This is a genomic window from Christensenella timonensis (genome assembly GCF_900087015.1).
Taxonomy (GTDB): domain Bacteria; phylum Bacillota; class Clostridia; order Christensenellales; family Christensenellaceae; genus Christensenella; species Christensenella timonensis.
In genome coordinates this window covers 979,051-991,232 of record NZ_FLKP01000002.1, presented here as the reverse complement: position 1 = coordinate 991,232, position 12,182 = coordinate 979,051, and the positions used below count along the sequence as shown (strand labels likewise).

At 52.5% G+C, this 12,182-nt stretch carries 12 protein-coding genes; 2 read left to right on the top strand and 10 right to left on the bottom strand.

Annotated features, from left to right (window positions below):
- Positions 1 to 339: 339 nt before the first annotated feature.
- From tgt to BN6471_RS06225, 3 genes are all read right to left on the bottom strand, one after another.
- A complete protein-coding gene (gene tgt, locus BN6471_RS06235) occupies positions 340 to 1,449 on the bottom strand; it encodes a tRNA guanosine(34) transglycosylase Tgt (RefSeq protein WP_066646607.1) in 1,110 nt (369 codons plus the stop codon).
- 65 nt (positions 1,450 to 1,514) lie between these two features.
- Positions 1,515 to 2,990 (bottom strand): ribosomal protection-like ABC-F family protein, encoded by a 1,476-nt coding sequence (gene abc-f, locus BN6471_RS06230; RefSeq protein WP_066649849.1) that lies wholly within the window; start codon positions 2,988 to 2,990, stop codon positions 1,515 to 1,517.
- A 312-nt stretch (positions 2,991 to 3,302) separates the two neighbouring features.
- Positions 3,303 to 4,181, bottom strand: coding sequence for a LysR family transcriptional regulator (locus BN6471_RS06225; RefSeq protein WP_066646606.1), 879 nt, complete (start codon positions 4,179 to 4,181; stop codon positions 3,303 to 3,305).
- A gap of 125 nt (positions 4,182 to 4,306) precedes the next feature.
- On the opposite strand from BN6471_RS06225, the gene BN6471_RS06220 reads away from it, so the two are divergent.
- Complete coding sequence (locus BN6471_RS06220; protein ID WP_066646605.1) at positions 4,307 to 5,323, top strand: YeiH family protein; 1,017 nt, start codon at positions 4,307 to 4,309, stop codon at positions 5,321 to 5,323.
- Positions 5,324 to 5,379: 56 nt separating this feature from the next.
- Here the strand turns inward: BN6471_RS06220 and BN6471_RS06215 are convergent, their stop codons facing one another.
- The 7 genes from BN6471_RS06215 to ruvC are packed head-to-tail and all read right to left on the bottom strand — an operon-like array spanning position 5,380 to position 10,517.
- Entirely contained in the window at positions 5,380 to 5,856 is a 477-nt protein-coding gene (locus BN6471_RS06215) for a hypothetical protein (protein ID WP_066646601.1), read from the bottom strand.
- Positions 5,857 to 5,868: 12 nt separating this feature from the next.
- The gene (locus BN6471_RS06210) at positions 5,869 to 6,693 is read right to left on the bottom strand and encodes an EFR1 family ferrodoxin (protein WP_066646598.1); all 825 of its coding nucleotides are present in this window, start codon (positions 6,691 to 6,693) and stop codon (positions 5,869 to 5,871) included.
- Positions 6,693 to 7,712, bottom strand: coding sequence for a tRNA preQ1(34) S-adenosylmethionine ribosyltransferase-isomerase QueA (queA, locus tag BN6471_RS06205; RefSeq protein ID WP_066646596.1), 1,020 nt, complete (start codon positions 7,710 to 7,712; stop codon positions 6,693 to 6,695). The genes BN6471_RS06210 and queA overlap by 1 nt, the downstream gene beginning before the upstream one ends.
- Positions 7,713 to 7,727: 15 nt before the next feature.
- The gene (gene ruvB / locus BN6471_RS06200) at positions 7,728 to 8,735 is read right to left on the bottom strand and encodes a Holliday junction branch migration DNA helicase RuvB (protein ID WP_066649842.1); all 1,008 of its coding nucleotides are present in this window, start codon (positions 8,733 to 8,735) and stop codon (positions 7,728 to 7,730) included.
- Positions 8,736 to 8,791: 56 nt separating this feature from the next.
- A complete protein-coding gene (locus BN6471_RS06195; protein ID WP_066646593.1) occupies positions 8,792 to 9,400 on the bottom strand; it encodes a hypothetical protein in 609 nt (202 codons plus the stop codon).
- 12 nt (positions 9,401 to 9,412) lie between these two features.
- Positions 9,413 to 10,000, bottom strand: coding sequence for a Holliday junction branch migration protein RuvA (gene ruvA, locus BN6471_RS06190; RefSeq protein WP_066646591.1), 588 nt, complete (start codon positions 9,998 to 10,000; stop codon positions 9,413 to 9,415).
- Between the two features lie 13 nt (positions 10,001 to 10,013).
- On the bottom strand, positions 10,014 to 10,517 hold the full coding sequence (gene ruvC, locus BN6471_RS06185) for a crossover junction endodeoxyribonuclease RuvC (RefSeq protein WP_066646587.1): 504 nt from the start codon (positions 10,515 to 10,517) through the stop codon (positions 10,014 to 10,016).
- Between the two features lie 314 nt (positions 10,518 to 10,831).
- On the opposite strand from ruvC, the gene BN6471_RS06180 reads away from it, so the two are divergent.
- Complete coding sequence (locus tag BN6471_RS06180) at positions 10,832 to 12,046, top strand: argininosuccinate synthase (RefSeq protein ID WP_066646582.1); 1,215 nt, start codon at positions 10,832 to 10,834, stop codon at positions 12,044 to 12,046.
- Positions 12,047 to 12,182: the final 136 nt, after the last annotated feature.

Below are 12,182 nucleotides of genomic sequence, written 5' to 3'. Positions count from 1 at the left end.
TGTCCTTAAATTAAATTCGTTTCAGAGCTTATTTTGTAATGTTACGTTCAATTGATATTTGCTTTTTCTTGTAACCTGAATATATCACATTTCACTTTTGAATGTCAATATATTTATTTACATCTTTTTTATATTTTTTATTTCTTTTTTCGTTTCAAAAGTATTTTTAATGAAATTACCCATTTTTGTTTTTTCATTAAATCCTTTTTAACATGCGTTTTAATCCGTTTTCAAAATAAAAAAACGCGAAATTCGCGGCCGGATTGCAAGCGTAAATTTCGCAGAATTTTTTCATATTATTTTGAAGATCCTTTTTTCTGTTTACCAGTCCAGCTATCCTTACATGCGAAATGCAGCCATAAACTCGTGCCGGAACTCTTCAAAGCTGCCCGCTTCAATATGTCCGCGTATTTCTTCCATCAGGCGGATGGTAAAGCGCGTATTATGGATAGAGAGCAGGATCGCGCCCAATATCTCGTTGGTCTTGATCAGGTGGCGGATATATGCCCTTGTGTGGTTCCTGCACGCATAACAGTCGCATTGCTCGTCGATCGGGCGGAAATCCTTGGCAAATTCCTGGTTGCGGATCACCAGCTTGCCATTCCTCACCAGCGCCGTGCCATTGCGGGCGATACGCGTCTGCAGCACGCAGTCAAACATATCAACGCCGCGCGCCACCCCTTCCACGAGGCAGTCTGCACTGCCCACGCCCATTAAGTAACGCGGCTTTTCCTCCGGCAATATACCATTCACCACATCGAGCATCTCATACATCATCGGCTTTGGCTCGCCTACGGAAAGCCCGCCGATCGCGTTGCCGATAAAATCCATTTCCGCGACTGCTTCCGCGCTTTTCGCCCGCAGGTCGCCGTACATCCCGCCCTGCACGATGCCGAACAGCGCCATATCTTCCCTCGTCTGCGCGTCCTTACACCGCCTGGCCCAGCGGTGGGTACGCTCCATGGAATGTTTGGTATAGTCGTAGTCTGCCGGATACGGCGTGCACTCGTCCAGAACCATCATGATGTCCGGCCCCAGCGCTTCTTCGATCTGCACCACCTTCTCAGGCGTAAACATGTGCCGTGACCCATCGAGGTGCGACTGGAAAGCGGCGCCTTCCTCCGTCAGCTTGCGCAGGTCGCCTAAACTGAATACCTGAAAACCGCCGCTGTCCGTCAATATCGGCTTCTTCCAGTTCATAAATTTATGCAAGCCGCCCGCCTCGGCGACCAGTTCATGTCCCGGGCGCATATATAAATGGTAGGTATTTCCAAGTATGATCTGCGCGCCCGCCTCAAGCACCTGCCCGTTGGTCATCGCCTTGACCGTAGCTTGCGTGCCTACCGGCATAAAAACCGGCGTTTTGATCTCCCCGTGCGGCGTTTGGAGGATGCCCGTGCGCGCCCTGCTGCCGCTGTCCTTTTTTTCCACCGTAAACTTAAAATCCATTCCATACCTCGTTTGCCTTTTTACCCGTCTTATTTTACCAGATGGGCCGCAAAAAGTAAATTTGCCTACAGCCGTACCTGCCGGGTGGCAACGTTGTGCACGAACGCGGCGTCATGCTCCACGAAAATCATAGCAGCCCCGCAGCCCCGCAAAAGCTCTTCGACCTGCATGCGCGAGACGATGTCGATAAAATTGAGAGGTTCGTCCCAAACGTAAAGATGCGCGCTTTCGCACAGGCTCTTTGCGATCAGCACCTTCTTCTTTTGCCCGCCGCTTAAGTCTCCCAAGTCCTTTTCAAACTGCCCGCGCGAAAAATCCAGCTTGCGAAGCAGCGTCCGCATCAGGGTTTTGTCAAGCATATGCTGAGCGATGAACGCGTCAAGCGTCCCTTCCAGAAACGAGGTATCCTGCGGAATATACGATATCTTCAAGCCGCTCCCCGGATGCGCCTCCCCTGTATAAGGAATACTTTCCCCCACGATCAGCTTTAAAAGGCTGGATTTTCCGCATCCGTTTTTGCCTGTAAGCGCAATCCTTTCTCCCTGCCCAATCACAAGGTCCACATGCTCGCATACCGTCTTCTCCCCATAGTATATCTTCAGGTTCCTGCATGCCCACAGGCGCTGCGTATGGTATGCCAGCGGCTTCAAAACGATCTTCTCCGCCTTTTCGATGTTTTTTAAAAGACCCGCCTTTTCTTCCGCCGCCTTTTGCGTACGCTCCTCCACCGTTTTGGCGCGCCTCATCATTTTAGCAGCCTTATGCCCGATCGCCCCGCGATCCGGCCTGAGCCCGGCAACGCGCGCGCCCTTTTTGGTCTTTTCCACCCTGTCTGACCACTCCGCTTTTTGCCGCGCCGTTTGTTCAAGGCGCCTGATCTCTTTTTTCAGGAGTTTGTTACGCTCCAGCTCATACGCGTCCTGCCGCCGTTTGTTTTCCATCCATGTGGAAAAATTTCCGCTTTGTACTTCAATATTCGTACGGTTTATGGAGAGGACATGGTCGATACATCCATCCAGGAACGTCCGGTCGTGCGAAACAAGGATGAACCCTTTTTTTCTGCGCAAATACTCCGCCACCACCCCGCGCGCCCGGCTGTCCAGATGGTTGGTCGGTTCGTCGATGAGCAGGAAGTTCCCCTGCTTCAAAAACAACGCCGAAAGCAGCGCTTTTGTCCGCTCCCCGTTGCTCAGGCTCGTAAACGGCCGCCACAGCGCATCCTCCGCAAGCTCCAAAAGCGACGCCTCGCGCGATGCCTGCCACTGCTCACACTGCGCGGTATCCGTAATCATATCCATTGTAAGACATAACGGGTCTTCGGCTTCAAAGGGAAAATAATCAAAGGAAACGTCCGCGCGGATATTTCCCTGATATTCCATTCCCCCGCAAAGAAGTTTTAAAAGCATTGTCTTCCCACAGCCGTTCCGGCCGGTAAGCCCCAGCTTCCAATCCGTATCCAGCGTGACGCTCACATCGTCAAAAACCGTGTCGAAACTTCCTTCGTATGCAAACGCCAGGTGGGAAATATTGATTTGTGACATATTGTTTCCTTTCAACAAAAAAGCCTGCAAGAAAATTACTTTTCCGCAGGCCATATATGCCGCAAACGGGAATATCCCTCTGGTATGGGAGAACAGGTTCGATACCGGTTTTGTAACTTTCTTGCACAGGCACGCCCAAACAAACGGAATATCTTCCATTTCACGTACCCTTTCAAATAATTATCTGCAAGAAATTTTACGCACCGCACTGTCTCCTTCTTTTTTGATATTGCTTACTATACCATCTGTGTCCTTCGCCGTCAAGCGCCGCTTTATTCTTCCAAAAAGTTCCGGCCGTCAAAAAGCCATGTTTTAACCGTGCAACTCTTCATACAAAACCCGGTAGTCGTCAGAAAAAACGCTGCCCTGCCGCCAAATGAAGGTCAGGTCGTGCTCCACATAAAAATCATTGAGGTCGATTTTTCGCAAGATCCGCTCATCCAGCTCTTTGCGCACCGCAGCTTCATATAAGAACGTTACGCCGCAGTTTTCCGCTACAAGCGTTTTAATCATACTTAAGTTACTGATCTCCACGACGTTTCTAAAATCCGAGACCTGCAGGTTCTTTTCCTCCAGGCATTTTTCCAACACCTCACGCGTACCGCTGCCCGTTTCCCGGATCAAAATGCGTTCGCACAGCAGGTCGTCCAGCATGTACGGCGGCTGCTTTTTTAAACGGTAAGCGTTGCCGCACACAGCGATGTACGGCTCTGTACGGAACACGATGTGGTCGTATTCGTTTTTGGCAAAATACCCTTCCACCAAGGCAAAATCGATCTCCCCATCGTCCAGCTTCTTCAGGAGCCGCTGCGTATTGGCAACAACGACCCGCAGCTCCGTATGCGGATGCTTTTTTAAATATTCCGCAACCGGGCGCGGGATCACAAATTCACCTACCGTCAGCGTGACGCCAAAATTCAGCTCCTTTTTGCGGGGCCCGCGGGATAATTTTTTGCGCAGGAAAAGGTCGTCGTGCTTCATGGCAATGAGGGCGCTGCGCAGTTGTGCCCCCGCCTGTGTCAACTCGATCTTTTTTCCATTTTTCAGGAACAGCTTCGCCGCATAATACTCTTCCAAATAACGAATATGCTGGGATACCGCCGGCTGCGTGATGTTTAGTACCCGCGCCGCCTTTGTATAATTCAAATGCTTACATACCGTTAAAAATGTTTCCGTCCTGAAATCCAACATAAGATCTTTCCCCTCTTTCCGCATAACTATAATATATATTTATCTAAACATAAATATATATAATTTTATTTTATCATTTTACGTGTTATAATAAAACTAATTTGGAATAATAAAGAGGTAGAAACATGAAATTTTTAAAAAGCCACTGGAAAGGGCTGTTGCTGTGCCTTGTGATCGCAGTACCAGCCTTTTTCCTGGGAAAACTGCTGCCCGTAGTGGGAGGCCCGGTTTTCGCCATCCTGATCGGCATGGTACTGGCCTTGCTGATCAAAAACAGGGGCAGCCTGAACGAGGGGGTCAACTTTACCTCCAAGAAAATACTGCAATGGGCGGTCGTACTGCTCGGCTTCGGCATGAACCTGACGGAGATCCTGCGCGTAGGCGCGCAGTCCCTGCCCATCATCATCTCCACCATCGCCACCTCGCTCATCTTAGCGTACATCATGTACCGCGCAATGAAAATGCCTTCGCGTATTTCAACGCTGATCGGCGTAGGCTCGTCCATCTGCGGCGGCAGCGCCATTGCGGCCACTGCGCCTGTAATCGGCGCCAACGACGAGGAGATCGCACAATCGATTTCCGTTATCTTCCTGTTCAACGTGATTGCCGCGCTCATTTTCCCGACCTTGGGCGGCGCGCTCGGTCTTTCCAACGAAGGTTTCGGCCTTTTTGCGGGGACGGCAATCAACGATACCTCCTCCGTCACAGCGGCAGCAACCGCGTGGGACGGTATCCATGGCAGCAATACCCTCGATACCGCGACCATCGTCAAGCTGACGCGCACGCTGGCGATCATCCCTATCACGCTTGTGCTGGCGTTTGTACGCACCCGCAAAGAAAAGAAACTGGAAGCGAGCGAAGGCGTCAAGGTCAGCTTCAAAAAAATATTTCCTTGGTTCGTACTGTTTTTTGTACTTGCCTCGGTCGTTACGACCGTTTTCAACCTGCCAGCCTTTGTCACCGGGCCGCTGAAAGAATTGAGTAAGTTCTTCATCATCATGGCCATGGCAGCCATCGGCCTCAATACCAATATCGTCAAGTTGGTAAAAACAGGTGGAAAACCGATTTTCATGGGCCTCATTTGCTGGATCGGCATCGCAGCGGTCAGCCTGGGGATGCAGCATATACTGGGAATCTGGTGATCATATGGTAAACTAAAAAGCAGGGCGCAATATGCCCTGCTTTTTTCGTTGCCCTTTTATAACAGGCCAAACCTTTTTGCGTGGTGTAAATGGATCCCGATGTGTCCGATGCCCAAAATAGCGGCAAAAAGGATCATCCAGATCACCTTGCCATAAATACCCAACAGCAGGAAACCGGCGACGGGAAAAACCGCCAGCGGGATAGGAATCCTGAAAAAGCTGCGGTACATATCCTTTGCCCGCTGCCTGCCCTTGAAATAGCGCAGCCAGCATAACTCATAAAGTCCCATGCATACAAAGGCCACGATCAGCCATACCGTCCACGGCGTAAATGGTTCACAGTTGAAATTGCTGAACATTACCGCGCAGACCACACAGCCAATTTCGCCCACGCGTTCCAGGAACAGCAAGATACCGTTTTCCCCTTCGTCGCTGTAATCTCCCGGGATCCGCCTGCTCCAAAGAATGTTGGGGACGGCAAGCAACAACAAAAAAATCAGTCCGATATACGAGAACCCAAGGTGCCCAAACATACGACCACTCCCTTATAAGAAAACCTTTGGCTCTGCCCTGCGCAGCAGCCCTTCTTCCAGTTCTGTTTTATGGTACAGGTACCCCTCATCATCGTAATACTTCGCCCCCCTGGGGCACCGCTTGACGCATGCACCGCATTTGATACAAATCCCAGTATATTCCCGTACATTTTCATAGTCAATACAGCCCATCGGGCAAATCTCCGAGCACAGCCTGCAATTGTCGCAGGCCCCGCTTGTAAGCGGCTTGACCCTGCGGATATCGATCGCGTTGCCCGCACGATCCCGCGGCTGGTAATATCCCCTGTACGGATATGGCACGCCATCCACCGCCAACGCGCCGCCTTTTTCACCGCCCTGCACATGGATTTTCTTCGTAACGCCCTGTACAAAGTCCCGCGCCTTTTTCATATCCTCGCCGTCCGGCCTGTCCTTTGCCAGTACATCGGAAAAAGAATGCTCTCCTACAAAGGCTGCCGCTGCAATTGGCACAAATCCGTTTTCCTGCAAAATATCGCGCAGCTCGATGAGCGCATCGTCAAAATCGCGGTTGCCAAAAACCACGACCGGCACGGCCAGCGCGCCGTTTCCCTTGACTGTCTTCAAATATTTAAGCAGTACGTTAGGCACGCGTCCCGCATATACGGGCGTGCCGAAAACGACAATATCCCGCGCGCCGAAAACGGGCGCGCCTTCCCTTGCCTTTGGCAGCGTAAAATCAAACGTTTCACATTCTATTTTCATTTCCCGCGCAATTTCCCACGCGACTGTTTCCACAATTTTCTTCGTCGTGCCCGTTGCGCTGAAATATGCCGCCCAAACCTTTTCCATCTTCATCACAATATCAACATGCTATCCCCAAAGCTAAAGAACCTGTATTTCATCTCGACTGCCTGCTGATACAGATCCAGCGTTTCTTCCCGTCCGCAAAACGCGCTCACCAACATCACCAGCGTAGATTTCGGCAGGTGGAAATTGGTAATCAGCGCATCCACGACCTGCCACGCATAACCCGGATAAATAAAAATATCCGTATCCGCGCTGCCCGCCTGAACCAGGCCGTCCCTTGCCGCGCTCTCCAGCGTCCGCACAGACGTCGTTCCCACGGCGATCACCCTGCGTCCTTCCCGTTTGGCCGCGTTGATCGCTCGTGCGGCATCTTCGCTGACGCTGTAATATTCCGAATGCATGACGTGGTTTTCCACCGTTTCTTCCTTCATGGGGCGGAAGGTTCCCAGTCCCACATGCAGCAATATCTTTACCAAAATCACGCCTTTGTCTTCCAGCTTCTTTAAAAGGGCAGGAGTAAAATGCAGTCCCGCCGTCGGCGCAGCCGCGCTGCCGTCCTCCTTTGCGTATACCGTCTGGTAACGCTCCTTTTTCTCCAGGCGCTGCGTGATATACGGAGGCAGCGGCATATTGCCGTACCTTTCAAGCACGTCTTCAAACACGCCCTCGTATTCAAAGGCAACCTCGCACACGCCGTCCTCTTTCTTGCACAGCAGCTTCGCACACAGGTCGTCGCCGAAATCCACATAACCGCCCGGTTTCAATTTTTTTCCCGGCCGCATGATCACGTCCCACGTATCGAGCGCTGAGCGCTTCAGCAGTAAGAATTCAAAGTCCGTACCCGTTTCACGCTTTTTTCCGTACAGGCGCGCGGGAATGACCTTTGTTTCATTCACCACCAGCACATCGCCCGCTTTCAAATAATCGGCCACATCGTAAAAGTGCTTGTGTTCCACTTTTTTTGACAAGCGGTCATATACCAAAAGCCGCGAATGGTCACGCGGCTCGATGGGCGTTTGTGCGATCAGTTCTTCGGGCAGGTCATAATCAAAATCAGATGTTTTCATGGTGTATTATTCAAACTAGAACAGCTTTGTTTGCCCCTTGTTTCCGTCATTATTCGGCATGGGCAGCCCCATATGCCGGTAAGCGTTTTCCGTCGCGCAGCGTCCGCGCGGCGTCCTTTGGATAAAGCCCAATTGCAGCAAAAACGGTTCGATCACATCCTCGATCGTGCCCGATTCCTCACCCGTCGTCGCGGCAAGCGTTTCCAGCCCTACCGGGCCGCCGCCGAATTTTACGATGATCGCCTCGAGGACAAGGCGGTCGGAATGGTCGAGCCCCAGTCCGTCTACCTCCAAAAGCTTAAGGCCCTCGTCCGCGGCTTCCTTGGTGATCATTCCCTCGGCGCGTACGTCCGCAAAATCGCGCACACGGCGCAGCAGCCTGTTGGCGATACGCGGGGTTCCCCGCGAGCGGCGCGCGATCTCCACCGCGCCCTCCTCGTCCACATGGATATCCAAAATATTCGCTGAACGCTTGACGATCGTTTGGAGCTGGCCTGCATCGTACATCTGCAGGCGGTTGATGATCCCAAACCTGTCCCGGAGCGGCGACGTCAGCATACCCGCGCGTGTTGTCGCGCCTACCAGCGTGAAGCGCGGCAGGTCGATGCGCATGGAACGCGCGGACGGGCCCTTACCCAGGATGATGTCGAGCGCATAGTCCTCCATCGCGGGATACAGCACCTCCTCCACGCTGGAATTGAGGCGGTGTATCTCGTCGATAAAAAGGACGTCCTTATCCGTAAGGTTTGTCAGCAGCGCCGCCAAATCCCCCGGCCGCTCGATCGCAGGCCCGGAGGTAATGCGGATATTGACGTTCAGCTCCTGCGCGATGATATGCGCCAGCGTCGTTTTGCCCAGCCCCGGCGGGCCGTAAAGCAGCACGTGATCCAGCGCCTCGCCCCTCTTTTTTGCCGCCTCGATAAAGATGGCCATCTTTTCCTTTACTTTATCCTGGCCGATATATTCCTCAAGCGACTGCGGCCGCAGCGTTGCATCCGCTACGATGTCCTCCGTCATTTTCATCCCGGAAACAATACGGGATTCTTCTTCTTCAAAACTCAAGTGATACCCCTTTCAGCTCACCCCGCAGGGATCAGCACCTTGGAAACCTCGGCGAGCTTGTCCCTTGTCGCCCCCTGCGACATGGTAACGGAATAGGTCACGTCCGTAAGCTCATCGTGCCACGCCGCTTTTCCTTCCGCTCCTTCATTATAGCTTACAGTAAACGGATAGTCCTTCCATGTCAGGTCTTCCGTATTGGCAAAATCCACGAACATACCCGAAAGGTCTGTTTCCGGCGTACCCGGGGTCATACGGAACGTATAGGTATCGCCGTTCCACGTAAAAACCGCCTGCGCCGTCTTATCGCTTTCCATAACAGAGTATGTGACATCCGCCGCCCCCTCCGGCAGCGCGCTCATCGTAAGCCCGGTAAGCTTTTCCGCTTCCGCAGCATCGGCAACCGTTTTCCACGGGTTCGCCATGCCTGCCGTTTCCTCCGGCTGTGCGCTCTGCGAAGGCTGCACGCTTTCTTCCGCGGTCGCCGCCGGCTGCGGCGTTGCGCTTTCCGAAAGTTCAGGCGGCTCTGATGGAGCGGGCATTTCGCTGGGCTTAACCTCCTGCTGCGCGCAAGACACCATCACCACTGCGAGCAAGGTTACCAATACTACCGTCAATACTCTTTTCATCTTTCTCTCCTTTTATCTTCCCATTCTCTTTAATGCCAGTGAAACCAATTCCTCTGCGCTGTCCCCCAAATTTTTCACTGCCGAAATCGCTGCGACAGCTTCCTGCCTATTATATCCCAGCCCGCTGAGCGCCGCCACAGCCTCGCTCGCCGCGTCCTGCGCAAACATCTCCATATCTACGCCGTCTGTTATGGCGTCCTCGATATCCACCTTTTCCTTGAGCTCCAGAACCAGCCTCTGCGCCGTCTTCTTGCCGATGCCCGGAACCGCCGCAAAGGCTTTGTCGTCGCCGGAAATGACCGCCGCCGCAATATCGTTTACGCGCATTACACAAAGCACGGAAGCCGCGACCTTGGGGCCGATCCCACTGATTGTGATCAGTTTTTCAAACATGTTCTTCTGTTCCGTCGTTGAAAACCCGTAAAGCGTCATTTCGGCTTCCGCGACCTTCAGATACGTATACAGCTTTCCCGTTTCACCCGTTTTCAATGTATTCAATGAAAACGTGTCCGTAAAAATCTGGTATCCTACGCCGCCTACGTCGATGACTGCGTAATTCGCCGCCTTCTGCACCACCTCACCGGATATATATGCGTACATGATTTCCTACCTCTTATTTGATCTTCGTATTGAGGATCCCCGCCGTTTTTGCACTGTGCGCATGGCAGATCGCCACCGCAACTGCGTCCGCCGCGTCGTCGGGGCGGGGGATCTCCTTTAGGGAGAGCAGCGTTTTGACCATCATCTGCACCTGGTGCTTGTCCGCGCGCCCATACCCTACGACCGCCTGCTTGATCTGCAGCGGCGTATATTCATATAACTCCTCCATCCGTTCGGATGCCGCCACAAGGGCCGCCCCCCTCGCCTGCGCCACGTTGATCGCCGTCGTTACGTTCTTGTTGAAAAACAACTCCTCAAACGCCACGCAATCCGGATGGAACATGTCGATCAGCCGGCCGATCCCATGGTGTATCTGCTTTAAGCGGATGGGGAACTGCTCCCCCGCTTCCGTCAATATCGTGCCGTAGTCGATCAATTCCAGCCTTGTCTTTTCATCGCAGCCCACAACGCCGTACCCGACTGTCGCAAGCCCCGGATCGATTCCTAATACTATCACTAATTGCGCTCCCTCTAGGTCGCTTCGCGGTCGGACGTTGCACTTCCCCCGCGTGCCCCCTTTGCTCAAAGTTGTTTTGCTTCGCGTTTCCGCTTGCAAAACCAATCAATTCCTGACGTCCTGACCAGCAAACGGGTTCCACTGCTCCCTAGTAGTATACATGATTCTGCGCCATTTCGCAATTTCCCGCCTGCTGAAAAAATTTTTGTATTTTCTTAAAATTCCCTATTGCATAATTATTCATTTTTATGTATAATTATAAATATCAAATGAATGAAACGCCTGCAAACAGGCGCAGTAAAAGGAGTTTTAACATGAAACAGTATAACAAAGTAGTTCTCGCATATTCCGGCGGTCTTGATACTTCCATCATCATCCCGTGGCTCAAGGAAACATACGGCGTAAAGGATGTGGTCGCGGTATGCGGCAATGTCGGCCAGGGCAAGGAGCTCGACGGCCTGTATGAAAAAGCGATTAATACAGGCGCCAGCGACGCGTATATCGAAGACCTGACGGAAGAATTCATCACCGATTACGTATACCCGACCATGCAGGCAGGCGCAATGTATGAGGGCAAATACCTGCTCGGCACGTCGTTCGCGCGTCCGGTCATCGCAAAACGCCTCGTTGAAATTGCAAAGGAAGTCGGCGCGGACGCGATCTGCCACGGCGCGACGGGCAAAGGCAACGACCAGGTGCGCTTCGAGCTGACGGTCAAGGCGCTCGCGCCCGAGCTGGATATCATCGCCCCCTGGCGTATCTGGGATTTAAAGTCCCGTGAAGAAGAAATCGAATACGCACAGGCGCGCAATATCCCCGTTCCGGTCGATAAAGAGCACAACTACAGCATGGACGCGAACATCTGGCACCTGTCGCATGAAGGCGCAGACCTTGAAGACCCGTGGAACGAACCCAAGGACGACCTGTATATGGTCTGCAAAACGCCTGAACAGGCGCCGGACAAGCCGTGCTATTTCACGATCGAATTTGAAAAAGGCATCCCCGTTTCCATCGACGGTAAAAAATACGGCCCGGTAGAAATGATCACGAAGCTAAACGAGCTGGGCGCGGAAAACGGCGTAGGTATCGATGACCTCGTGGAAAACCGCCTTGTAGGCATGAAGAGCCGCGGCGTATATGAAAATCCGGGCGGACGCATCCTCTATACGGCGCACGCAGCGCTTGAAACGCTGACGCTCGACAAAGACACCATGCACTATAAGGAAGGCGTTGCCGCAAAATTCGCAGAGCTCGTATACGACGGCAAATGGTTCTGCCCGCTGCGCGAGTCGCTGTCCGCTTTTGTGGAAGAGACGCAAAAGACCGTCACGGGTACCGTGCGCATGAAGCTGTACAAAGGCAATTGCAAACACGTTGGCATCCAGTCGCCCTATTCGCTGTACATCGAAGAATTCGCAACGTTCGGCGAGGACGAGGTCTATGACCACAAGGACGCGGAAGGCTTCATCAACCTCTTCGGCCTGCCGCTTAAAATGCGCGCGCTTGCGTTAAAAGATAAGGAAATCTAAAACGTCCATCCAAAGGGCCGCCAAATAGGCGGCTCTTTTCTCTTGACACCCCTCTCCCCCTTTGCTATAATGGCAATCAGTGAAATAAGTGGGAAAGCTGCGCACCGCCGGGTGCTCCCAAAATAGTAAGGATTCG